This window comes from Parasphingorhabdus sp., assembly GCF_036568145.1.
GTDB lineage: Bacteria > Pseudomonadota > Alphaproteobacteria > Sphingomonadales > Sphingomonadaceae > Parasphingorhabdus.
Window position 1 is genome coordinate 68259 of record NZ_DATCTC010000006.1, and the last position, 22189, is coordinate 90447.

25 protein-coding genes and 1 other RNA gene are annotated in these 22189 nt (G+C 55.1%); 16 read left to right on the plus strand and 10 right to left on the minus strand.

All coding sequences use genetic code 11. From position 1 onward, the window contains the following. Nucleotides 1-4: 4 nt before the first annotated feature. Complete coding sequence (pdxA, locus tag VIN76_RS01430) at nt 5-1030, plus strand: 4-hydroxythreonine-4-phosphate dehydrogenase PdxA (RefSeq protein WP_332040080.1); 1026 nt, start codon at nt 5-7, stop codon at nt 1028-1030. Continuing rightward, nucleotides 1027-1863 carry a 16S rRNA (adenine(1518)-N(6)/adenine(1519)-N(6))-dimethyltransferase RsmA gene (gene rsmA / locus VIN76_RS01435; RefSeq protein WP_332040032.1) on the plus strand — a complete coding sequence of 279 codons (837 nt, stop codon included), beginning with the start codon at nt 1027-1029 and terminating at the stop codon, nt 1861-1863. The genes pdxA and rsmA overlap by 4 nt, the downstream gene beginning before the upstream one ends. Before the next feature lie 255 nt (nt 1864-2118). Here the strand turns inward: rsmA and VIN76_RS01440 are convergent, their stop codons facing one another. Beyond that, nucleotides 2119-4224: a malate synthase G gene (locus tag VIN76_RS01440; protein WP_332040033.1), complete on the minus strand. Its 2106-nt coding sequence runs from the start codon at nt 4222-4224 to the stop codon at nt 2119-2121. Between the two features lie 205 nt (nt 4225-4429). Between VIN76_RS01440 and VIN76_RS01445 the strand changes: the two genes are divergently transcribed. From VIN76_RS01445 to VIN76_RS01470, 6 genes are all read left to right on the plus strand, one after another. Beyond that, nucleotides 4430-4852, plus strand: coding sequence for a hypothetical protein (locus VIN76_RS01445; protein WP_332040034.1), 423 nt, complete (start codon nt 4430-4432; stop codon nt 4850-4852). Between the two features lie 84 nt (nt 4853-4936). Further along, on the plus strand, nt 4937-6145 hold the full coding sequence (locus VIN76_RS01450; RefSeq protein ID WP_332040035.1) for a hydrolase: 1209 nt from the start codon (nt 4937-4939) through the stop codon (nt 6143-6145). Then, nucleotides 6142-7197, plus strand: coding sequence for an arginine N-succinyltransferase (locus VIN76_RS01455; protein WP_332040036.1), 1056 nt, complete (start codon nt 6142-6144; stop codon nt 7195-7197). The genes VIN76_RS01450 and VIN76_RS01455 overlap by 4 nt, the downstream gene beginning before the upstream one ends. Before the next feature lie 17 nt (nt 7198-7214). Then, complete coding sequence (locus VIN76_RS01460) at nt 7215-8465, plus strand: N-succinylarginine dihydrolase (RefSeq protein WP_332040037.1); 1251 nt, start codon at nt 7215-7217, stop codon at nt 8463-8465. A 99-nt stretch (nt 8466-8564) separates the two neighbouring features. Then, the gene (locus VIN76_RS01465; RefSeq protein WP_332040038.1) at nt 8565-8795 is read left to right on the plus strand and encodes a hypothetical protein; all 231 of its coding nucleotides are present in this window, start codon (nt 8565-8567) and stop codon (nt 8793-8795) included. A gap of 695 nt (nt 8796-9490) precedes the next feature. Further along, nucleotides 9491-9739, plus strand: coding sequence for a hypothetical protein (locus VIN76_RS01470; protein WP_332040039.1), 249 nt, complete (start codon nt 9491-9493; stop codon nt 9737-9739). 98 nt (nt 9740-9837) lie between these two features. Here VIN76_RS01470 and ssrA read toward each other — a convergent pair. The 3 genes from ssrA to mscL all read right to left on the minus strand — a co-directional run bounded on the left by ssrA (nt 9838) and on the right by mscL (nt 11083). After that, nucleotides 9838-10180, minus strand: a transfer-messenger RNA (tmRNA) gene (ssrA, locus tag VIN76_RS01475). A gap of 89 nt (nt 10181-10269) precedes the next feature. Further along, complete coding sequence (locus VIN76_RS01480; RefSeq protein ID WP_332040040.1) at nt 10270-10527, minus strand: hypothetical protein; 258 nt, start codon at nt 10525-10527, stop codon at nt 10270-10272. A gap of 133 nt (nt 10528-10660) precedes the next feature. Then, entirely contained in the window at nt 10661-11083 is a 423-nt protein-coding gene (mscL, locus tag VIN76_RS01485) for a large conductance mechanosensitive channel protein MscL (RefSeq protein WP_332040041.1), read from the minus strand. A 150-nt stretch (nt 11084-11233) separates the two neighbouring features. Here mscL and VIN76_RS01490 point away from each other — a divergent pair, with 150 nt between their 5' ends. From VIN76_RS01490 to VIN76_RS01510, 5 genes are read left to right on the plus strand one after another with little or no spacing between them, the layout of a single operon-like run. After that, entirely contained in the window at nt 11234-11827 is a 594-nt protein-coding gene (locus VIN76_RS01490) for a LemA family protein (protein ID WP_332040042.1), read from the plus strand. Nucleotides 11828-11830: 3 nt separating this feature from the next. Continuing rightward, entirely contained in the window at nt 11831-12448 is a 618-nt protein-coding gene (locus tag VIN76_RS01495) for a TPM domain-containing protein (RefSeq protein WP_332040043.1), read from the plus strand. Between the two features lie 2 nt (nt 12449-12450). Beyond that, the gene (locus VIN76_RS01500) at nt 12451-13227 is read left to right on the plus strand and encodes a TPM domain-containing protein (protein WP_414696251.1); all 777 of its coding nucleotides are present in this window, start codon (nt 12451-12453) and stop codon (nt 13225-13227) included. Then, the gene (locus tag VIN76_RS01505) at nt 13227-13913 is read left to right on the plus strand and encodes a hypothetical protein (RefSeq protein ID WP_332040045.1); all 687 of its coding nucleotides are present in this window, start codon (nt 13227-13229) and stop codon (nt 13911-13913) included. Before VIN76_RS01500 ends, VIN76_RS01505 begins: the two co-directional genes overlap by 1 nt. A 47-nt stretch (nt 13914-13960) precedes the next feature. After that, nucleotides 13961-14452, plus strand: a complete 492-nt coding sequence (locus tag VIN76_RS01510) for an NUDIX hydrolase (protein ID WP_332040081.1) — start codon at nt 13961-13963, stop codon at nt 14450-14452. A 42-nt stretch (nt 14453-14494) separates the two neighbouring features. Here the strand turns inward: VIN76_RS01510 and VIN76_RS01515 are convergent, their stop codons facing one another. Together VIN76_RS01515 and VIN76_RS01520 are read right to left on the minus strand one after the other, a co-directional pair. Next, nucleotides 14495-14773 (minus strand): ETC complex I subunit, encoded by a 279-nt coding sequence (locus VIN76_RS01515; RefSeq protein ID WP_332040046.1) that lies wholly within the window; start codon nt 14771-14773, stop codon nt 14495-14497. A gap of 35 nt (nt 14774-14808) precedes the next feature. Continuing rightward, nucleotides 14809-15822 (minus strand): polyprenyl synthetase family protein, encoded by a 1014-nt coding sequence (locus VIN76_RS01520; protein WP_332040047.1) that lies wholly within the window; start codon nt 15820-15822, stop codon nt 14809-14811. 130 nt (nt 15823-15952) lie between these two features. Here VIN76_RS01520 and VIN76_RS01525 point away from each other — a divergent pair, with 130 nt between their 5' ends. Further along, entirely contained in the window at nt 15953-16237 is a 285-nt protein-coding gene (locus VIN76_RS01525) for a chorismate mutase (RefSeq protein WP_332040048.1), read from the plus strand. A 4-nt stretch (nt 16238-16241) separates the two neighbouring features. Here the strand turns inward: VIN76_RS01525 and VIN76_RS01530 are convergent, their stop codons facing one another. The 4 genes from VIN76_RS01530 to VIN76_RS01545 all read right to left on the minus strand — a co-directional run bounded on the left by VIN76_RS01530 (nt 16242) and on the right by VIN76_RS01545 (nt 19498). After that, nucleotides 16242-17552, minus strand: a complete 1311-nt coding sequence (locus VIN76_RS01530; RefSeq protein WP_332040049.1) for an ATP-binding protein — start codon at nt 17550-17552, stop codon at nt 16242-16244. An 89-nt stretch (nt 17553-17641) separates the two neighbouring features. Further along, nucleotides 17642-18307 carry a response regulator transcription factor gene (locus VIN76_RS01535; protein ID WP_332040050.1) on the minus strand — a complete coding sequence of 222 codons (666 nt, stop codon included), beginning with the start codon at nt 18305-18307 and terminating at the stop codon, nt 17642-17644. Nucleotides 18308-18401: 94 nt separating this feature from the next. Next, nucleotides 18402-18710, minus strand: a complete 309-nt coding sequence (locus tag VIN76_RS01540) for a hypothetical protein (RefSeq protein WP_332040051.1) — start codon at nt 18708-18710, stop codon at nt 18402-18404. Nucleotides 18711-18778: 68 nt separating this feature from the next. Further along, nucleotides 18779-19498 (minus strand): SIMPL domain-containing protein, encoded by a 720-nt coding sequence (locus VIN76_RS01545; RefSeq protein WP_332040052.1) that lies wholly within the window; start codon nt 19496-19498, stop codon nt 18779-18781. Between the two features lie 148 nt (nt 19499-19646). On the opposite strand from VIN76_RS01545, the gene VIN76_RS01550 reads away from it, so the two are divergent. Both VIN76_RS01550 and VIN76_RS01555 read left to right on the plus strand, forming a co-directional pair. Further along, nucleotides 19647-21464 carry an ABC-F family ATP-binding cassette domain-containing protein gene (locus tag VIN76_RS01550; protein ID WP_332040053.1) on the plus strand — a complete coding sequence of 606 codons (1818 nt, stop codon included), beginning with the start codon at nt 19647-19649 and terminating at the stop codon, nt 21462-21464. 237 nt (nt 21465-21701) lie between these two features. Further along, nucleotides 21702-22181, plus strand: coding sequence for a helix-turn-helix domain-containing protein (locus tag VIN76_RS01555; RefSeq protein ID WP_332040054.1), 480 nt, complete (start codon nt 21702-21704; stop codon nt 22179-22181). Nucleotides 22182-22189 lie beyond the last annotated feature (8 nt).

Sequence of the window (22189 nt, forward strand, 5' to 3'; positions counted from 1 at the left end):
GGTGATAAAACCCTTTGCAGTGTCTTGCGGCGACCCGGCAGGAATTGGGCCGGAAATAATCTGTAAAAGCTGGCTTGCTCGCGAGAGCAACGGCCTGAAGCCCTTTTTCGCCATCGGTAATTTCGAGGATTTCAAACAGGCGGATGGTAACGGGATATGTGATATTCCCGTTGTCAAAATATCTACCCCTGCCGAGGCAGCCGACCAGTTTGATAAGGCGCTGCCTATCCTTCATATTTACGATGGTCCGCCGACAATTTCTGGTGAGCCCAGTCTCGACGGAGCGCAATGTGCTCTGCATGCGCTTGAAATTGCGTGCGGCCTTGCGCGGTCGGGCGATGCCGGGGCTGTCGTCACGGCGCCTGTGTCAAAGTCACAGCTTTACAAGGTTGGCTTCCGCTATCCGGGGCAAACCGAATTTGTGTCTGAACGCTGCGGTATCGCCAGACAAAATGCGGTGATGATGCTGGCCGGGCCATCGCTGCGGGTCATACCGATGACAACGCATATTCCCTTGAGAGATGTGCCGGTGCAACTCACCCGCCGGTTGATTATCGCCCGCGCGAAAGTGGCGCATAAGGCGATGATCCGTAATTTCGGGATTACCAACCCGCGCATTGCCGTTGCCGCGCTTAACCCGCATGCCGGGGAAGATGGCAATATTGGCGATGAGGAACAGCTCGTGATGATCCCCGCGATTGAAAAACTGGTCGCGGAAGGGCTTGACGTGAAGGGGCCCTATCCCGCCGATTCCATGTTCCACGAAGAGGCACGGTCCCAATATGATGTCGCGCTATGCCCCTATCATGATCAGGCGCTGATCCCTCTGAAAGCATTGCACTTTTTTGATGGCGTCAACATAACTTTGGGGCTTCCCATCATCCGCACTTCACCCGATCATGGCACCGCATTTGCCATTGCGGGGCAAGACAGAGCCAATCCCCGCTCGATGATAGCTGCGATCCAGATGGCGGATGTCGCGGCTACCAATCGTGAAAAATACTCCAAACGTAAAAAAGCCGAGCTTTGAACAATTCGCCATCCCTGCCTCCGCTTCGGGAGGTAATCAAGAAACACGGCCTGACTGCCAACAAGGCGCTGGGCCAGAATTTCCTGCTCGATACGCAGCTATTGTCCCGCATCGCCGCCGTTCCGGGGGACTTGAAGGACGCCCGCGTTTTCGAGGTCGGCCCCGGCCCCGGCGGATTGACCCAGGCCTTGCTGCAAGCCGGGGCTGTGGTGACAGCGGTGGAACGGGACGAAAGATGTCTGCCTGCTCTGGCTGAACTGGCCGGTCATTTCCCCGGAAAGCTGGACGTTATCAACGAAGACGCGTTGAGAATTGATCTGGCGGAGCTGTTTGACGCGCCTTTTCATATCGTTTCCAACCTGCCCTATAATGTCGGCTCTGCCTTGCTGGTCAAATGGCTGTCGAGCGCCGAGTGGCCGCCTGCGTGGCAATCGCTGACCCTGATGTTCCAGCGCGAGGTGGCCGACCGGATCGTCGCCAAGGAAGGCTCCGGCGCTTATGGGCGATTGTCGATATTGGCGCAGTGGCGCTGTGATGTGAAAATCGCCATGTCGGTCCACCGCTCCGCCTTTACCCCACCGCCCAAGGTCATGTCGGCCATTGTTCACCTGACCCCGAAAGCGCAGCCGGAGGGCGTTGATCCCGATATTCTCGCCAAGCTGACCCAAAGTGCATTTAGCCAGCGGCGCAAGATGCTGCGCCAAAGCCTGAAAAGCCTGCCGGGCGGTCTTGATGCTCTGGACCATGCCGGGATTGATGGTGCGCGGCGACCCGAAACCATAAGTGTGGACGAGTTTGTCGGGCTGGCGCGGTTCCTGACGGCTGAGGCTTAAAACACATTCGGATAAGCACCGTTCCAACAGTCAAACTTCACTAACTTCACTAACTTCACACCAAGGAACCGCTTTTTTCCGACATTTCCAACAGAAATGCCGTGTGTTGGAAATGACGCTTGATATTTTCGGCCAAACGGGGCGCGGCGAGGTGATGCTATTCAGACTGAGAAAGACGGCTGAAAGCTATCATAAGGTGCATCCTGTAAGACAGAGCTTTCTTATGACAGCTTTCTAAAGTTCCGTATCAAGCCTTTAACCCGCCTCTTTCAGCTTCTGGCGATAGGCGTGCAGCAACGGTTCTGTATAGCCGCTCGGCTGTTCGACACCTTTGAACACCAGGTCACGCGCAGCCTGAAATGCCAGACTGCTTTGCGGGTCACTGGCCATCGGGCGATAGAGCGGATCACCGGCATTTTGCTCGTCCACCTTGGCAGCCATCCGCAACAAAGCGGCGTCAACCTGATCCGCCGAGCATACGCCGTGCAGCATCCAGTTGGCCATATGCTGCGAGGAAATACGCAGCGTCGCGCGATCCTCCATCAAACCGATGTCATTAATATCCGGCACTTTGGAACAGCCTATCCCCTGATCCACCCAGCGCACGACATAGCCCAATATGCCCTGCGCATTATTGTCCAGTTCACGCTCGATTTCGTCGGCTGACCAGTTATGCCCTTCCGCCAGCGGGATGGTGAGCAATTTATCCAGCGAGGGAATAGCCTGCTCCGCCACTTCCTTCTGACGCGCGAAAACGTCCAGCCGGTGATAGTGAATGGCGTGCAGCGTCGCCGCCGTCGGGCTGGGCACCCATGCGGTGTTCGCGCCGGTTTTCGGATGGCCGATTTTCTGTTCCATCATATCCGCCATCATATCTGGCGCGGCCCACATGCCCTTGCCGATCTGCGCCTTGCCAGACATGCCGCAGGCCAGACCGATGGCGACATTGCGCGCTTCATAGGATGTGATCCAGTCGCTGGATTTCATATCCGCCTTGGCGACCATTGCCCCGGCCTGCATACTGGTGTGGATTTCGTCGCCGGTGCGGTCCAAAAAGCCGGTGTTGATAAACACGATCCGGTCTTTCACCGCATGGATGCAGGCAGCAAGATTGGCGGATGTCCGGCGCTCTTCATCCATTACGCCGACTTTTATCGTGTTACGCGCCAGCCCCAGCAGGTCTTCGACCGCATCAAACACATCATTGGTGAACGCACATTCTTCCGGTCCGTGCATTTTCGGCTTCACGATATAGATCGATCCGGCCTTGCTGTTGCGAAGCTCTCCCAGACCTTTCAAATCGTGCATCGCGATCAGGCTGGTAAACACGGCGTCGAGCAAGCCTTCCGGCGCTTCCGATCCGTCCGATAACAGGACCGCCGGATTGGTCATCAAATGCCCGACATTGCGGACAAACATCAGGCTGCGTCCCGGCAGGGTGAAATCATTGCCATCTGTATCAACATAGCTGCGATCCGGATTGGCACGGCGCTCTTCTTCCTTGCCGCCTTTCATGAACTTGGCGGACAAATCACCGCGCATCAGGCCCAGCCAGTTGTCATAGGCCAGAACCTTGTCCTCGGCATCAACCGCAGCCACGGAATCTTCCATGTCGATAATCGTGGTCAGCGCCGCTTCCAGAAGCACATCGGCAATATGGCCCGGATCGTCTTTGCCAATCGGGTGACCGGCATCAATCACGACTTCCACATGCAGGCCATTATGTTTGAGCAGCAGGGATTCGCCGTTCCTTCCGACAAGCTGCCCCGCATCCGACAATGCCGGAGCACCGCCGGTATAATCCGCCCATGAACCGGAACTTAGGGGAAAAGTCTCGTCCAGAAACGCCTTTGCCGCCTTGATAACCGCCGCGCCGCGCACGGGGTCATAGCCGCCCGGTTTGGCCGGAGCCGCATCGAGCGCATCCGTGCCGTAAAACGCATCATAAAGGCTGCCCCAGCGCGCATTGGCGGCATTGAGCACGAAACGGTCGTTCAGCGAAGGCACAACCAGTTGCGGCCCCGCCATGGTCGCAATTTCCGGATCGACATTTTCGGTGGTGATCGAAAAGGGCGCCGGTTCATCAACCAGATAGCCGATGTCTTTCAGAAATGCCTGATAATCCGCCTGATCTATCGGTTTGTCTTTATGGGCGATATGCCATTCATCAATCGCGGACTGGAGCGCTTCCCGTTTGGCAAGAAGCTGCGCATTGCGCGGCGCGAACCGGTCCAGAAGACCTGCAAAGCCGGACCAGAACTTGTCCTGATCCACACCCGTTCCGGGCAAGGCGCGGTCGTTGACAAAATCAAACAGTTTCCGGGCAATCTGGATACCATTCTGATTGACATATTCGGACATTGATACTTCCTCTTTTCGATAACAGGCCGATTATCCCTAAGCAAAAATGCTCGGGAATAGTGCGAAAGTTCCGGGGAGGAATCGAGCGCCCATATGGCCGGTAGGGCCATTTTTGTAAATGGCTGAAATCGAAACGCGCCAATCCATTCCTTGCTGATCCCGCCGCGATGGGCCAGACTTGTCAGGGAGGGATGAGGAAAAAAAGATGGATGAGGAAACAAAATTAGCCCTGTTGGAAACCAGCTTGGAGCGCGCAGCGGACAGGCTGGGCGATATTACGGATCCGGTTATGGCCCGTTATTATAAAATCCATCCCGGCGCGCGAGAGTCTTTTCGTGAACATGGTCTGGGCAATAGCAAAAAGCTCGAAGCCGAAATGGTCGAAAGCGTCCTCTATTGCCTGATGACATGGCTCGACCGGCCAGAGGAAATCCGGATCATGTTCGGCAGCACCGTTCCGCACCATGAAGATACATTGGCCGTAAATTCGGACTGGTTCAGCGGACTGGTCGATGCCGCAGTCCATGTGATTACCGAAACTATCCCGGACACGCAGCAAGACGAACAGGCGGTTTGGAAAGAGATTCATAAAGGTCTCAGCGACCTGATCGCAGATGCCCGATACTGAAACCCCGCGACCGAACGCCCTGCCTCTGACCCATATGAGCGGAAACAGGTGGCGGTATGTAGTTACAAATGCTATCAATTTGTGATGACTGCTCCACCATTCCCGGAAATGACCCTGCTCGATAAAGCGAACGACCTGCCGCTGCTCGAACGCACACAGCTTTGGGCAAAGGTTAACAGCGGAACGACCAATCTGGATGGCCTGAAATTAATGGCTCGCTATCTGGCCGATGCGTTTTCGGTCTTGCCCGGAGATATCGAACTGGTTGATCCTGCCCCGGTGGATGCGGTGCGGCCCGATGGCTCCCTTTACCAGGTGCCGCGCGGACAGCATCTTCTTGGCATCATCCGCCCCGATGCTCCGGTCCGCATATTGCTTACCGGGCACATGGACACCGTATTTGCTGCCGATCATCCCTTTCAGGAAATGAAATGGTTAGAGGACGGTGTGCTGAACGGCCCCGGCGTTGCGGATATGAAGGGCGGTCTGTCTGTCATGCTTGGCGCGCTACAATTGCTGGAACAGAGCGAATATGCCAGCCGCATCGGCTATGACATCATGATCAACAGCGATGAAGAGGTTGGCTCCGGTTCATCCGCCGCGCTGATTGAACAATGCGCTAGGCAAAAGGTCGCTGCCCTTACCTACGAACCCGCCCTGCCCGACGGCACATTAGCGGGCGAACGCGGCGGAAGCGGTAATTTCTCCATCATTTTCACCGGCAAAAGCGCCCATGCCGGCCGCAATCCGGATGAAGGCCGCAACGCACTGGTCGCCGCCGCAGACATGGCTTTGCAGCTAAAAGCCCTGCACCGCGAAGGGCTAAGCGTGAACCCCGCCAAAATCGATGGCGGCGGGCCGAATAATGCCGTTCCCGACCACGCGATATTGCGCGTCAATTTCCGCCCCCAATCGCTGGAGGATCAGCAAAAGGCGCAAAATGCTCTCGACAATCTGATCGCGGTCATCGCCACCGGCCATGATGTCGATGTGCAGTGCCATGGCGGTTTTGGCAGGCCGCCCAAACCGATTGATCCACAGGCGCAAAAGCTTTTCCATCTGGTCAAAAGCTGCGGCGCGGATCTGGGCCTTGATATTAGCTGGCGGGGAACCGGCGGCGTGTGTGATGGCAATAATATTGCGGCATGCGGCGTTCCGGTGGTGGACACGATGGGCGTTCGCGGCGGCGCCATACACAGCAGCGACGAATATCTGATCACTGACAGTCTCGCCGAACGGACAAAGCTTTCGGCACTGACAATCATGCGGATTGCCGCAAAAGGGGGAATATGACGGATTTCAGGATAAGAGCCGCACGGATGGATGACCTGCAACACTTATATGAAATGGCGAAACTGACCGGCGGCGGCTTCACCAACCTCCCCGCAGACAAAAACAGCCTGCGTGCGAAACTGGAACGCTCGGCAAAAGCATTTGGCAGGACGAGCGAGGAACATGGCGACGATCTGTTCGTCATGGTGCTGGAAAATATCAAAACCGGCGCGGTGCGCGGAACAACGCAGCTTTTCACGATGGTCGGGCAGAGCTGGCCCTTTTATTCCTATCGGCTGAGCACATTATCGCAAACCAGCAAGGAACTGAACCGCACCTTCCGCGCCGAAATGCTGACGCTGGTCACCGATCTGGAGGGGGCAAGCGAAGTCGGCGGCTTGTTTCTGCATCCGGGCGAACGCGCTGGCGGGCTGGGCATGTTGCTGGCGCGCAGTCGTTATCTGTTCATCAAACAGCACCGCTCCCGCTTTAGCGACAAGATATTTGCCGAATTGCGCGGCGTGATCGACGAAGCGGGAGGCTCGCCCTTTTGGGACGGTCTGGCGGGCCGGTTCTTTGGCATGAGCTTTCAGGAAGCGGATTATTTCAACGCCATTCACGGCAACCAGTTCATTGCCGACCTGATGCCCAAACATCCGATTTACACCGCGATGCTGAGCGAAAGCGCCCGCGCCGCCATCGGCGTCCCCCACCCCAATGGCCGGGCCGCGATGCGGATGCTGGAGAACGAGAATTTTTCCTATGACGGCTATGTCGATATTTTTGACGGCGGCCCGACGATGATCGCAAAGACCGATAAAGTCACCAGCATAAGAAACGCAAGAACAGACCGGATAACGGCCATTACAGACGCCGCAACGGACGCGGACACAGATCTTGCCCTAGAGTCCGGAGACGGGATGAAATCAATCATCTCCTTTGGCGAGTTGAGCGATTTTCAGGCCGCTTACGCCATTGTCGGTGAAAGCGAAGGCGGCATAACCATCGACGCCAATGCCGCCGCGAATACCGGCCTGTCCGTCGGCGATACCGTCTGCCATATCCCAAGATAAGGGAATGTACCCAAGCCATGCTGCAAGAAATCAATTTTGACGGAATTATTGGCCCCAGCCATAATTATGCGGGGCTTAGCCTTGGCAATATCGCCTCATCGACCCATGCGGGGGAGCCTTCATTCCCCCGGCAAGCGGCGCTACAAGGCATAGCCAAGATGCGCCATAATATCGCTCTGGGGCTGGCGCAGGGCTTTTTCATGCCGCTGGAGAGGCCCAACAAAGCCTGGCTGGAATCGCTCGGCACGCAGATCGCCGCCGCCGAACCGCATATAAGGGCAGCGTCTTATTCTGCATCATCCATGTGGGCCGCCAATGCCGCGACCATATCGCCCGCGCCCGATACAGACGGCAAGTGCCACATCACGGTGGCGAACCTGCAGACCATGCCGCACCGCAGCCATGAATGGCCGGATACGCTGGCGCAGTTGCGGCTGGCCTTTGCCGATCCGGACCATTTCACGGTTCATACCCCTGTCCCGCCCCCCTTTGGCGATGAAGGCGCGGCCAACCATATGCGCCTGTGCACCAAGCATGACAGCGCGGGGGTGGAGATATTTGTCTATGGAAAAAGCGGCGGCCCCTTCCCCGCACGGCAGCATGTGGAAGCCAGCAAGGCGGTTGCGCGAAAGCACGGATTGTCCGAAACTCGGATCATTTTTGCAGAGCAATCAGAGCAGGCCATTGCGGCAGGCGCGTTTCACAATGATGTGGTCGCGGTAGCCAATGAGCAGGTTTTATTCGCGCATGAGCAAGCCTTTGCCGACCGCGAGGGATTTTATGCCGAGGTGAAACGCAAGTTCCCGGAAGCGGAAATCATTACGGTGCCCGCGGATAAGGTCAGTCTGGCCGACGCGATCAAATCCTATTTGTTCAACGCACAGCTTGTCACGCTCCCCGATAATGGCGGGATGGCGCTGATCCTGCCCAGCGAAGCGCAAGAAACCGGCGCAGTCTGGGCCTATCTGAATGATCTGGTCGCCGGCAATGGCGCGATCCGGAAACTCTATCCCGTCGATGTGCGGCAATCCATGGCCAATGGCGGCGGTCCTGCCTGTCTGCGGCTGCGCGTGGTTGCCGACCCGGCGCATATTGACCCGCGTTTTATGGCGACGCCCGAAAAGCTGGATAGCATCGCGAGACTGGTGGAGGAATATTGGCCCGAAACGATAGAACCGGACCAACTGACCAATCCCGCCTTGGCCGAAACGGTGCAAACAGCGCGCAGGAAGCTTTTGCAAGCCTGCGACTTGGCGCAATTAGCCTGAACCAAGCCGTAACTGTCGAATTAACTTACAATTAAGCATGTTTGAAATTGAAAAGTGCCGGATTTCCGCGCTTGGCACGCAGTTTGCTACTTAAAAGCCATGTGGCGCAAAATCAAAAGACTGTTCATCATAAAGACGAAATTTGAGGTCTTTCTGATCGTCTATGCGCTTGCCACAGGGGCGGTGGCGCGTGGCCAGGTCTATCTGGAGCAATATCCCGGATTTGGCGGAAAACTCTTGTTCCTGGCGTGCACAGGCGCGGTGTTTATGGCCGGAGCCAAGATGATCGAGGCGATTGATTATCACAAATCCTATGGCGAGGATTATTGAGGATCGGGGCTTAGCGGTTTTCCGGAGATAAATACCTGTCATTCCCGCGTAGGCGGGCGGTTATTGACGACTATGGCGGTGAAACCGAAACATGGGCTGATCTTGCAAGGAAAAAATGCAGATATTTTACGGGCGCTGTTCTGAACGCCGCGAGGCGGCGATGGAGCAGGGGAAGCAATCGGCTACATTCAAGATGATTGTGAATAGCAGACGCGTGGCCTTACTGTGCGGGATCGGCTTGTTCTGGACGGCGCATACTGGGATATTGAGGGTGTAGCTTTCCCGAACCGCAAAGAGGTTGAGGTAACGGCAGTGAGGTCCGCTTAAGCGCAGTCTCTAACGTCGCCCGCACCTGAACCAACGGAGATATTGGCTCTACGCAATTCAGCAACGGAGCCACCACCGGGACGACTACGGAAATCCCACCGTGCATAAGGCATTTGATAGCCACTGAACCTGAGAACGTAATAATGATCGCCGGACCCGCGAATGTCCGTCTGTCCGCTCATGTTGTCAACGGAACATTCTGCGAATTGCTGGGGTGATTTATCGCTCTGAACGGTTTGTTCAATCGGGGAGTCAAGAAGCCCCGCAGCGGTTGTTGCACAGCCTGACAAAGCGAGGACTGGCAAGATGACAAAGGTTTTTAGATTCATGGGTCGCAGCATCGCCCAAAAACGGCGGAATGTCAAAATATGAAGGTTGAACTGAGCGGCTTCAAGGGGCTGGAGGAAGCACTGGTCGAACTGGAGAGTATCACCGGCAAGACCACGGCGGGCAAAGCGGCGCTGCGGCGCGCTGCGATTAAAACAGAAAAGCCCAAAGCCAGCGCAAGCGGGGTTCATACAACCCGCGCAGGCGGGAATGACGGTTGGGGTCCGATTATATGGGGAGACCAAGGCCATAGGCGCCCTTCGACAAGCTCAGGGCTAACGGGAACCTAAAACAATCATGTAAGATAAGGTGGGGGTTTCTGTTGCACGGCACCCCCCAAAAATAATATAAGTGGTGAGCTTCTGTTGCTCGGTGCTCACCAAACCGCCGGTATCCCTTCTGTTGCCCGGTGGGTCCAACCGCGCTTTAACTTCTTAAGTTACAACCGTGAGGTCGTTGGCTTAAGCCGCTACTGCGAGTGCTTCGTTATCGTTTGCACTTATAGTTTTTGAGCAATCACGGCGTACTCAGGCCGGGTAAAAATAATGCTTTTCAACACACGTCGATCCTGGTTCGGCCCCATCAATACAGATGTGAAAAACATCTGGAATGGTGGAGCCGCCGGGTACTGCCCCCGGGTCCGTTATGCCTATTGCACATCACAATTTATCACCATAGTCCGCCGAAACGGACACACCCTATATAGGCGCTTGTTTATGAATTAAAAGTGTCCAGACCGCTGCGGGCAAGAAAAAAAGGCTGACAGGTTACCCGTCAGCCCAAGTTGTTCCAGTTCGTCCCAAAGGACTATAGGCCTGGCTTATTGTGCCATCGCGCCTTCTTCTGCGTCTGCCTGGTCTTCAAGCTCATCAGCCTTAGCTTCCCATTCATCCGCTTTATTTTCCATGACCTCTTCTTGGGCTTCGGTGGCAGCATTATCGGCTGCTTCATCAGCGATGTCTGCCTGCTGTTCTGCATTTTCTGCAGCCGCTTCCGTCGCGGTTTCCGGGCCGGCACTATCGCAAGCAGCCAGCGTGAAAATGGCTGCACTCATGGTTGCAATTGCTAATTTACGCATAAATTCTTCCTCTATTCCCTTTGTTGGAGGCAATTGGCCTCTTGCGCCCAACGAACGGTTCGCATGTTGGTTCCCAAAAAAAACAAAATACAATCTGACGGATTACCGGTCAGTTTCGGGCCTGAACCTATTTCTATTTCTTCAGACTGTCGCGAATCTCGGTCAATAGCTCTATTTCCGTGGGGCCTGCTTTTGCTTCTTCCTCTTCCTTTTTAACGATCAGCCTGTTGGCATAGTGCACGATCAGAAAGATGATGAAAGCCAGTATGAGGAAATTGATAACCACCGTCAGAAACTGCCCCCATCCAAGCATGGGAACGCCCGCTGCTTTAAGCGCCGCATAGTCGGTAGAACCTTCCAATTCCGCAGGCGGTGAGCCGAGCAGGATGAACTGGGTGGAAAAGTCCGGAGTACCGGCAATCGCGCTAACCAGCGGCATGATGACATCTTCGGTCAGTGATGTCGTAATCGTGGCAAAAGCCGCGCCAATAATGACCGCAACAGCCAGATCCAGCACATTGCCCTTCAGGATAAACTGTTTGAATTCCGCAATCATTTACATATTCCTCTTTCCGGTGAGAGAAAAGTTAAATGCCCCAGCACCCTTGATTTGTCGAGACATGTCATTGCAATTACCCGTTAACGGCCCTATTTTTACAACTGCTAACATATTCAACCTGAATGGGTATCCTGAATGGGGGAGAGAATGAAAATGCGTAAGTTTACCAAGTTTCTGGCAATACCGGTCCTGGCATTGGCGCTGAGTGCATGTGGTATCAACAGTGTGCCGACCGCCGAAGAGCAGGCAAAAGCCAAATGGGCCGATGTTGAAAGCAGCTATCAACGCCGCGCGGACCTGGTCCCCAACCTCGTTGCAACGGTGAAGGGCTTTGCAACACAGGAACAGGATACTCTGACCGCCGTGGTTGAGGCGCGGGCAAGAGCGACATCGATTCAGGTCAGCGCAGATGACCTTGGCGATGCCGCGAAAGTTCAGGAATTTGCCGCTGCTCAGGGCGCCCTTTCGCAAAATCTCGGCCGCTTGCTGGCGACCGTAGAGGCTTATCCTGATCTTAAATCCAATCAGAACTTCCTCACCCTGCAAAGCCAGCTTGAAGGCACCGAAAACCGCATCAACGTCGCGCGTAGGGATTATAACGAAGCGGTCCGGCAATATAACACGACCATCCGGACCTTCCCCGATATTATCGGTGCGAAGATCATTCACGGTGCCAAACCGATGGAGCCATTCCAGGCCACAACCGAAGGTGCGGAAGAAGCCCCGACGGTTGCGTTTTAACGTGTGCTTATAAACCGTTTAACCTTGTTCTTTGGCGTTGCTTTCGCATCGCTGATCGTTGGCGGTTGTGAGGAACAGGCTGCGCCGCTTGACAGCAATGTTGCAGCGGCCACACTTACAGAGGGCGCGGTCACCGGGGATGCTGGGCCAGCAATAGCTTTGACTGGCCGCATCACCGATCAGGCCGATCTGCTCGACGCCGCGGCTGAAAAGGCATTGACCGAAAAGCTGGAAAAGCTTGAAAAAGAAGTTGGTCCGCAATTCGTGGTCGCTACAACGAAAAGCCTTAACGGGCAGGCCATAGAGAGATATTCTATCAATCTGGCCCGTGCATGGGGCATCGGGCATGTTGATCGCAAGGATGGCGTAATTCTGCTGGTCGCACCAAACGAGCGAAAGGTTCGCATCGAGGTTGGATATGGGCTGGAAGGTTCTTTGTCAGACAGCTTTTGCGCCGAGGTGATAAGGGAGGATATCTTGCCAATATTTAAAGACGGCAAGATGGAAGAAGGCATAATTGCCGGTGCCGACAGACTGATCGAAAAGATGCGAATGAGCCCGACAATCAAATTGAATGACAATGATTTGTCCGCACCCATTGAGGAGAAACTAGCGTCATGACACTGTTACGTTCGCTGTTCATATTATTTTTATGCGCTTTAGCGGTCCCCGCCGCCGCACAAACTTTTCCCGAACTGACGGGCCGGGTTGTGGATCAGGCGAACCTTCTGGACCCCGCGCAGGAAGCGGAGCTTACGGCCAAGCTCGAAGGGCTTGAAAATACGACTAGCCGCCAGTTGGTTGTGGCGACTGTCTCTGACCTCGAAGGCTATGATATTGCCGACTATGGCTATCAACTTGGCCGCGCTTGGGGCATCGGGCAGGCCGCCGATGGTAACGCCGAAAAGGATAATGGCGTAATTTTGCTGGTCGCGCCCAATGAACGCAAGGTCCGGGTTGAAGTCGGTTATGGCCTTGAAGGGATTATGACGGATGCCGTTTCCAGCATGGTCATCCAGAATGACATCCTGCCCCGCTTCCGCGAAGGCGATATGGCCGCCGGGATCATCGCCGGTGCGGACATGATTTTCCGGCATCTCAGCCTTCCCGACGAACAGGCGCGCGCTTATGCGGCGCAGGCGGCGGAGCAGCAGCGCAAGGAAGCCGGTAAAGGCGAAATGGGATTGGCCGCCTTTTGGATTATCCTGATGATAGTCATTTTCTTCTTTTCAATGTTCGGGTCGCGTGGCGGCAGACGTTACCGCGGTGGAGCCGGGCCGGTTATCATCTGGGGCGGCGGTAGTTCCGGCGGCTTTGGCGGCGGAGGAGGCTTCGGCGGAGGCGGCTTTGGCGGCGGGGGCGGCAGCTTTGGCGGCGGCGGCGCTTCGGGAGGATGGTGATGAAAAAAGTAAACCAGCTTTCCCAAGCAGATCACAAGCTTGTCACCGCTGCGGTCAGCGAGGCTGAAAAAGCCACTGACGGCGAAATTGTAACTATCATCACCGATATTTCCGACAAATATTATGATGCAGGGCTGCAATGGGCCATCGGTCTTACCTTCCTGTTCCTCTCCTCTGTCGCGATGTTCCCGGCTTTTTACCAGTCGATCATATTGAGCCTGTTCGGTGTGTGGGAACAGGATTTCACCACTGCGGGTGAGCAGATGGCGGTCCTGTTCATCGTCTGTGTCGTGTTGTTTCTGGTCCTGAGCTATGTTTTCACTTGGACGCCGCTGCGGATATTTCTGACCCCCAAAAGCACCAAACAGCGCCGCGTGCGGCGACAGGCCATTGCGTTGTTCAGGGTCGGAGCAGAGCGCAAGACTTTGGGGCTTACGGGCATACTCATCTATCTCTCGTTAAAAGAGCACCGCGCGGAAATCATTGCGGATGAAGCGATTGCACAGAAAGTTTCCCCCGAAATATGGGGAGAGGCAATGGTTGCGCTGATCGACGAAGTGCGCGCTGGCCGCCCCGGTGAAGGCATGGCCGCAGCCGTGCGGCATGTCGGAGCAGTGCTGGCCGAGCATTTCCCCAAAACCGACAAAAACCCCAATGAACTGCCCGACAGGTTGATCGAGCTTTGAGCGATAGCAAGACCGGATTCCCCGATGCCGATGCACCGGTCGAAACCATGTGGGAAGGCCGCTTTGTCACGGCCAAACGCCAGGGCCGCTGGGAATATGTATCACGCAGCCGCGGCATAAGGGCGGCGGTTATTCTGGCCGTGGATGATGGCCATGTCTTGCTGGTCGAGCAATATCGTGTGCCGCTCGGCAAAAACTGTATCGAGCTTCCTGCCGGTCTTGTCGGGGACCATGACGATGATCCGGATGAAGATGCGTCACTGGCCGCGATCCGTGAGTTGGAGGAAGAAACCGGCTACCGCGCGGAAGGAATAGAAGATTGCGGGCAATTTTATTCTTCCCCCGGCATGGTGTCGGAAAGCTTTTCCCTATTCAAAGCGCACGGCCTGACCAAAATCGGCGATGGCGGCGGTGTGGATAGCGAAAATATCACGGTGCACCGCGTGGCCTTGAAAGAACTCAACGCGTTTCTTGAACGCAAACGCGGCGAAGGGGCCGGGATTGACGTGCGGTTGTTGCTGCTTTTAAATCTGGTCTGAAGCGGTTTGAAACCCGCATCATTCTAGGGCAAATCCGGTTATTTACCGGAAGTTATCCGCATAAGCCTGTATTTTTAGGCCTTTGTTTGGCGTCGGAACAACGACATAGGGGATCCCGTATTTTTCAGCATAAGCGATCGCCGCCGGAGCGTCGGGGAATGTCATCCGGACCTGACGCTGTGTATCGCCGGACCCAGCCCATCCGGTCAACGGGTCCGGTTTACGCCGTTCAGACGGTTCAAACTCCAGCACCCATTTGTCGGTCAACGCCGTGCCCGACTGCATAGCATTCATGGGTATTTGATAAATCCTTGCAGCCACCGTAATTTCCTTTGTTGATGGTCGTCCAAATATTCTCAATAAGCGCGTGAAATCGCAAACTCAACTGCTTCGGTCATCGCGGCCTTTGCCTTGCCCGATGGAAAGATGCCCAGCGCATCAATCGCCCGCTGCCCATAATGACGCGCGCGTGAAATCGTGTCTTCCATCGCGCCTGTCTTAACCAGCAGGTCTGTCGCAAAACTCAGGTCATCGTCCGTAACCTTGTGGCCGATAATGGCATTTTTCCAGAATTTGCGATCTTCCTCGCTGCCGCGTGCATAGGCCAGAATCACCGGTAAAGTAACCTTCCCTTCGCGGAAATCATCGCCGCGGTCCTTGCCCATGGTTTCCTTGTCGGATGAATAGTCGATCGCGTCATCAATCAGCTGGAAAGCGATACCCAGATTGCGTCCATAGGAATCCAGCGCCAGTTCGGTTTCTTCGTCCCGTTCCGCCACAACCCCGGATATCCGGCTGGCCGCAGCAAACAAAGCGGCTGTCTTCGCCCCGATAATATCAAGATAATGGTCTTCGCTGGTATCAATTTTACGCTGCGCGGTAAGCTGGTTGACCTCACCCTCGGCAATGATCGCCGATGCGCTGGACAGGATTTTCAAAACCTTGAGCGAGCCATCTTCAACCATCAGCTCGAACGAGCGGCTGAACAAAAAGTCCCCGACCAATACGGTTGCAGGGTTGCCGAACACCAGATTCGCGGTAGTCTTCCCGCGCCTCAGATCGGAACCGTCCACCACATCATCATGCAGCAGAGTCGCCGTGTGGATAAACTCGACCGCAGCCGCCAGTTTGTAATGGCGGTCCCCTTCATAACCGATCAATTTGGCCGCCGCCAAGGTCAGCATAGGCCGCATTCTTTTACCGCCACCAGCGATCAGATGACCCGCCAGTTTCGGGATTAAGGGGATTTCGGACTGCATCCGGTCCAGGATGACGCTGTTCACCTGATTCATATCACTGGCGACGAGCGCCATAAGCGGCTCAAGTGACGGGGGAGATTCGCCCCCCAAATGATGGATTGTTGCAGACATATTGAATGCGATGTGGCAACGGAACCGGCATAAGGCAAGCGAAATCACTGCATCTGCAAGTGAAGTTTGCAAAACTAGCACGCCAGTTTATCTAGCGGCTAATCTTAACAGGAATCAGGCGGCTATCTTTATGGACGACAAGCTCAAGCAATATCGTGAAAGTATCAATAATATCGACGCCGCCCTGGTGTTCATACTGGCCGAACGGTTCAAGGTCACACAGGCGGTTGGCGAATATAAAGCGCAAAACAACCTGCCAACCGCTGATCCGGCCCGCGAGCAGGAACAAATCGCCCGCCTGCGTCAACTGGCCAGCGCAGCCAATCTCGACCCCGAATTTTCAGAGAAATTCCTGCGTTTCATCATCGACGAAGTCATCCGCCATCATGAGCGGATTCGCGAAGAAACAAATTAATCCGCTAATTGCGGGATTTCGGCAGGCTTAACCGCACCATCAATCCGCCCAGATCCTCGCTTTCGTCGAGCGATACGTTGCCCTGATATATTTCGGCAACATCACGAACAATGGCAAGGCCAAGGCCGGTTCCCGGCTTGCTGGTGTCAAGACGCGCACCGCGATTGAACAAACGCTCCCGTTCCTCCACCGGAATGCCCACGCCGTCATCCTCTATCAACAGGTCGACAAATTCATCGCCCGTTTCCACCGTGACAAATACGCTACCGCCACCATATTTTGCGGCATTTTCAACAAGGTTGCCGATCATCTCGTCCAGATCCTGACGCTCGACGCACACTTCGGCATTCTTGTCGCCGTCAATATCGATGCGGACATGCTTGTAAAGCCGGCCAACCGCACGCTCGACCGCTTGCAGGCTGGGCCATACGCGCGAGCGACTTAAAGCTTGACCGCGGCGGCCAACCGCACGGGCGCGGGCCAGATGATGATCGACCTGACGGCGCATTATGCCCGATTCCCGGATGACCGTATCCGCCAGATCATCCGCCTTTGCCGTGGCGCTGTTCATGATAACGGTCAGCGGTGTTTTAAGCGCATGGGCCAGATTCCCTGCATGGCGCCGCGCTTCTTCTGCCTGCCTCTCGTTATGTTCGAGCAGTTCGTTCAGCTCATCCACCATAGGCGTGACTTCATTGGGCATCGGTTCGGTAACGCGGCTTTGCTGTCCGTTTCGCATCTCGCTAATCGCTTTGCGGATTTTACGCAGCGGCCAAAGCCCATAAAGCGTTTGCAGCGCCGCCATGCCGATCAGGCCAACGGCAAGCAAAAGGAAGCTGTTAAACACAATCGTCCGGATTTCACGGACTTGTGCATCCAGCCCTTCCCGGTTCTGCGCGACCCGAAACGACCATTTAACGTCCGAATCCGGCAGAGTTACCGTCCGCTCCACAACCCGTAACGGCTCTTCGGGGAAATGGTCGCTGTCATAGAGATGGATGCCCAGATCATCATGGGGAACCACTTGCTCCAATGTGCGATCCCACAGCGAGCGCGATGTAAAATCGTCATGCCCTTCCCCGCTGATTTGCCAGTAAAGGCCGCTATTGGGTTCCAGAAAGCGCTGATCGCCCAAGGGCCGGTTAAAATATACCTCACCCACGGGATCAATTTCCGCCGATGCAATCATCGCGGTCAGAGCATATTCCAGTTGATTGTCGAAATTGCGCGTCACGGCATTGACGAGAACCCGGTCAAGCGCCACCCCGCCGCCGAGTAACAGGACTATGATCCAGGCCGACGCAATGCCGATCATCCGGCGGCTCAGTGACCCGGTAGCGCGCGTTGCTACCTTTGGCTGGTCGCCGCCTTCATCGACTGGAAGGTTTATTTTGCTTGCCTCATTCAGCTGTCCGGATCCTCTAGACTATAGCCCAGCCCCCTGACCGTGGAAATAACCTCTGCTCCCAGTTTTTTGCGGATACGCGTTACAAAAACTTCGATCGTGTTGGAATCGCGGTCAAAATCCTGATCGTAAATATGCTCGATCAGTTCGGTGCGTGACACAACCTTGCCCTTGTGATGCATCAAATAGGACAAAAGCTTATATTCCTGGGCAGTCAGCTTTACCGGGCTGCCATCCAGGGTCACCTTGCCGGACCGGGTGTCCAGCCGGACATCGCCTGCGGTAAGTTCGGAAGATGCATTACCCGATGCACGGCGGATCAGGGCGCGAAGCCGGGCGATCAGCTCTTCGGTCTGGAACGGCTTGGCAAGATAATCATCGGCCCCGGCATCCAGCCCGGCAACCTTGTCCGACCAGCTATCACGGGCGGTCAGAACCAGAACCGGGAAATTGCGATCTTCTTTGCGCCAGCGGTCCAATACGGTCAGGCCGTCGATTTCCGGCAGGCCAAGGTCAAGGATAACCGCGTCATATTCCTCGGTAGCACCCATGAAATGACCGTCTTCACCATCGGTGGACAAGTCAATCGCATAGCCATTGCTTTCCAGCGTCGATTTAAGCTGTTGGCCCAATGTGGGTTCATCTTCGACAATAAGCACGCGCATAAAGTTACTCCAGAAAACCGATTTTCATGATGATGATTCTATATCATCATTACATCCCGTAATGATAAAGAAAATTGGGGTAAAGAGAACAGGATTAGCGGCGCTGACGCAGAATATTGCCGGTCCGGCCATCAACATCGATGAAGATGACACGGCCTTGCCGGATGAATTTCAACCGGTACACCTTTGCAGACGGATCATATTCAGGGCCAAGATACTGGCTATCTTCCATCATCGGTAGCACAGCATTTTCAATCGCACGCAAGGATTTACCCTTGCCCGAGATCATCTGCGCACGCGCAGCTTTCTGGTCGTTATTGCTCTGCGCAGCGATCGCCGGAGAAACAGTCACCACCATAGCGACCGATGCCGCGATCCCGGAAAGGACGATTTTTTTCAACATGATCAAAATACTAGCCCCCAGCCTTTTAACATCACCTGAACAAATATTACCCTTTACCTCATATAGGGTTAACGTGTCATTTCATAGGTAATATTGAGATTGACCATCGTGCCCACCTGCCCCGGTGCAACCGGCACGGATGCATCCGCCTGCACCATTTTTGCAGCTTCCGGTGCAGGATAGGGAGAGTTGCTGCTTATCCCTTCGGAAATGGAAAGCACGCGCACGCCGCTATATCCTGCGGCTTTGGCATAGATTTCGGCCTGCGCCTTTCCGCTTGCAAGGGCACGTTCACGCGCCAGTTTCTTGACCGCGCTGTCATCATCAATCGAAAAATGCGGCCCGTTAAGGTTCGTCGCACCCGCGCTGGTGACCAGAGCGTCCAATATCGTGCCCAGCCTGTCTATGTCGCGGACGGTTGCCTGAACCTGATTGGATACACGGTAACCGACAAAGCGGTTTGTGCTGTTTTCGCGGTCATATTCATAATCGGCGTGCAGGTTGATGCCGGTGGTCTGGATATCCTTGTCGGCAATGCCAAGCTCTTTCAGGCTGTCGATTACCTTTTTCGCCTGCCGGCTATTGTCGCGCAGTGCCTGCGTTGCTGTGGGCGCCCTTGTTTCCACGCCTGTGCTGAAACGGGCGGTATCGGGCGCGCTTTCAATCTGTTCGGATATGCTGAGTTCAATGACCGGATTTTGCGCCGTAATCTGCACATTGGCGGCGTGGGCCGCAGGGCTGATCCCGATCATCGCGGTGGCCAGACTCATCATTGCTAGATATTTCATGATATTCCTTCCGATAATTCCAAAACACAACCGCCCTGTTTCGGCTATATCTATCAAACTCTTAGCCCCTTAACTTGGTTCCCCATAGCATGTTTTTCTGAAAACGTAACTTGAGCTAACCCTCCATTAGCACTAACGCGCATGAACAATGTCACAACCTCCCATTTTTTCTTATGAGCAACTCTCCCTCCACCAAGGCGAAGGTTGGCTGTTCCAGGACCTTGACCTGCATGTTGGTCCACGTGACCGGCTGGCCCTGATCGGCCGCAATGGAGCGGGGAAAACGACTCTCCTGCGACTGATTGCCGGACAGATTGAACCCGACAAGGGCAAACGGATGATCCAGCCCGGCATCAATATCGTGATGCTGGAACAGGAACCGGATTTTACGCCCTTTGAAACGCTGCTGGATTTCGCCATTGCGGGCGATAACGGACCGGCGGAATATGAAGTCCAGTCCATTGCGACCCAGCTTTCCACCAACCTGTCGATCCGCGCCGACAAAGCCAGCGGCGGCGAAAAACGCCGTGCGGCGATCTGCCGGGCACTGGCCATGGAGCCGGATCTGCTGCTCCTTGATGAGCCTACCAACCATCTTGACCTTGGCGCAATCGACTGGCTGGAGGATTGGCTGCGGCGGTACAGGGGCGCGTTTATCACGATTTCCCATGACCGGACATTCCTCACCCGGCTCACCAAGCAGACGATCTGGCTCGACCGCGGCTCGCTGCGCCGTCAGGAAATCGGCTTTGGCGGCTATGAAGCATGGATGGAGAAAGTCCACGCGGATGAAGCGCTGGCAGCGAATAAAATCGACGCGAAACTGAAGCTGGAAGCTCGCTGGCTGGAACGCGGGGTTACTGCACGGCGAAAGCGCAATCAGGGCCGCCTGGCAAAACTCTATGAAATGCGGGCCGCGCGGGCGGCGATGATCGGACCGGCGGGAACCGCCAACCTGAAAGCCCAAAGCGATGATGTCCGCACGAAATCGGTCATTACGGCAGAAAATATCTCCAAGTCATTTGGCGAAGGCGATAGCGCGCGCACGATCATCCGGGATTTTTCCCTGCGTATCCAGCGCGGCGACCGCATCGGTATTGTCGGCGCGAATGGTGCGGGGAAAACGACCTTGCTGAAAATGCTGACCGGGGAGCTGGAGCCTGACACCGGAACGGTCACTCTGGCAAAAACGCTGAACGGTGTTTACATTGACCAGCAGCGCAGCCTTTTGCAGGATAATAAAACCGTCCGCGATGTGCTTGCCGATGGCAGCGACTGGGTTGATGTTCGCGGCGAGAAAAAACATGTCCAAAGTTACCTCAAGGACTTTTTGTTCGCGCCCAGCCTGATTGATGCCAAGGTCGGCACCTTATCCGGCGGCGAACAATCGCGGCTCCTCCTCGCGCGTGAATTTGCTCGCATGTCCAACCTGCTGGTGCTGGACGAACCCACTAATGATCTCGACCTTGAAACGCTCGACCTGCTTCAGGAAGTCATTGCCGATTATGACGGCACCGTGCTGCTCGTCAGCCATGACCGTGATTTTCTGGACCGGACAGTAACGGTGACTCTGGGTCTGGATGGCAGCGGGAAAGTCGATATTATCGCGGGCGGCTATGCGGAGTGGGAAGCCAAGCGCAAGGCAGATGACAATCTGGCAAAGTCCAAAAACAGCGCCGCCAAACAGACCGCGGCAAAGCCCGCCGCCAGCAAACCGGCGCGTCCGGCAAAAAAACTCAGCTACAAGGACCAGCGCGATTATGACATGCTGCCCGCCCGGATCGAAGCGATTGACAAGCGGATGGCGGAAATTGCCGAAGCGTTGGCCGATGCCGATCTTTATACCAGGGATTTTGCGAAGTTTGAAAAGCTGACCAAAGAAAATAGCGCTTTGATTGATGAAAAGGACGAAGCCGAAATGCGCTGGCTGGAACTGGCAGAAGCGGCCGAACAACTGCAAAGTTGACGCGGTTGATGAACGGATCTGCCCGCCTGTTTTGATGACTTGACCGAAACTGTCAAACACTTCGCTGGCGATCCGTGAATAGAGATGAAGCCCGGCCTCGACTATCTTACTGGAAATTAACTATAAAATTACCGCTTAACTGCCATTCCACAATGGTTAGAATGGCAAGCGAGACTATGGTCATTCATTTCATATTCAGCTAATTGAAAGGGGAATGATTGAGCACGAGCAATAGTTATGGACGAAGTTCACGTTGAAATTGCTGCAATCCAGTCGGTCCTGACGCAAGCCTCGGAGAAAATGGAGGCTCTTAACGGGCTAATCATCTCTTCCGGTAACGCAACATGCCCTGAACCTGTTCTGGCAAATGACAATATCGATACTGCCGAGCTGATCCGCCGCGCCGAAAAACTGTTGAAATGGGGCCGGTTCAAGGCGGAGACGCTGGATTTCGGGTCCGGCCTGTTCGCCGATTCCTGCTGGAACATGTGTCTGGACACCTATATTTGTGACCTGAAGGGCAAGAAGGTTACAGTATCATCCATCGCCCATGGCTCCGGTATTCCGATGACCACGGCCATGCGCTATCTTAACGTGATGACAGAAGAAGGGATGCTGCAAAAATCGCCAAATCCTTCTGACAATCGGATGATATTCCTGTCTATCTCTGCGTCTTGCAAAGCCAAGATCTCGGCCATTTTGCGCCAGCTTGGCTAAAGCCGGAC

Bases quoted from the DNA above. Each gene is read 5' to 3' on its own strand.
- VIN76_RS01440 (WP_332040033.1), bottom strand. From the start codon at position 4,224: ATGTCCGAATATGTCAATCAGAATGGTATCCAGATTGCCCGGAAACTG.
- VIN76_RS01445 (WP_332040034.1), top strand. From the start codon at position 4,430: ATGGATGAGGAAACAAAATTAGCCCTGTTGGAAACCAGCTTGGAGCGC.
- VIN76_RS01450 (WP_332040035.1), top strand. From the start codon at position 4,937: ATGACTGCTCCACCATTCCCGGAAATGACCCTGCTCGATAAAGCGAAC.
- VIN76_RS01455 (WP_332040036.1), top strand. From the start codon at position 6,142: ATGACGGATTTCAGGATAAGAGCCGCACGGATGGATGACCTGCAACAC.
- VIN76_RS01460 (WP_332040037.1), top strand. From the start codon at position 7,215: ATGCTGCAAGAAATCAATTTTGACGGAATTATTGGCCCCAGCCATAAT.
- VIN76_RS01465 (WP_332040038.1), top strand. From the start codon at position 8,565: ATGTGGCGCAAAATCAAAAGACTGTTCATCATAAAGACGAAATTTGAG.
- VIN76_RS01470 (WP_332040039.1), top strand. From the start codon at position 9,491: ATGAAGGTTGAACTGAGCGGCTTCAAGGGGCTGGAGGAAGCACTGGTC.
- VIN76_RS01480 (WP_332040040.1), bottom strand. From the start codon at position 10,527: ATGCGTAAATTAGCAATTGCAACCATGAGTGCAGCCATTTTCACGCTG.
- mscL (WP_332040041.1), bottom strand. From the start codon at position 11,083: ATGATTGCGGAATTCAAACAGTTTATCCTGAAGGGCAATGTGCTGGAT.
- VIN76_RS01490 (WP_332040042.1), top strand. From the start codon at position 11,234: ATGAAAATGCGTAAGTTTACCAAGTTTCTGGCAATACCGGTCCTGGCA.
- VIN76_RS01505 (WP_332040045.1), top strand. From the start codon at position 13,227: ATGAAAAAAGTAAACCAGCTTTCCCAAGCAGATCACAAGCTTGTCACC.
- VIN76_RS01510 (WP_332040081.1), top strand. From the start codon at position 13,961: ATGTGGGAAGGCCGCTTTGTCACGGCCAAACGCCAGGGCCGCTGGGAA.
- VIN76_RS01520 (WP_332040047.1), bottom strand. From the start codon at position 15,822: ATGTCTGCAACAATCCATCATTTGGGGGGCGAATCTCCCCCGTCACTT.
- VIN76_RS01525 (WP_332040048.1), top strand. From the start codon at position 15,953: ATGGACGACAAGCTCAAGCAATATCGTGAAAGTATCAATAATATCGAC.
- VIN76_RS01530 (WP_332040049.1), bottom strand. From the start codon at position 17,552: ATGATCGGCATTGCGTCGGCCTGGATCATAGTCCTGTTACTCGGCGGC.
- VIN76_RS01535 (WP_332040050.1), bottom strand. From the start codon at position 18,307: ATGCGCGTGCTTATTGTCGAAGATGAACCCACATTGGGCCAACAGCTT.
- VIN76_RS01540 (WP_332040051.1), bottom strand. From the start codon at position 18,710: ATGTTGAAAAAAATCGTCCTTTCCGGGATCGCGGCATCGGTCGCTATG.
- VIN76_RS01545 (WP_332040052.1), bottom strand. From the start codon at position 19,498: ATGAAATATCTAGCAATGATGAGTCTGGCCACCGCGATGATCGGGATC.
- VIN76_RS01550 (WP_332040053.1), top strand. From the start codon at position 19,647: ATGTCACAACCTCCCATTTTTTCTTATGAGCAACTCTCCCTCCACCAA.
- VIN76_RS01555 (WP_332040054.1), top strand. From the start codon at position 21,702: ATGGACGAAGTTCACGTTGAAATTGCTGCAATCCAGTCGGTCCTGACG.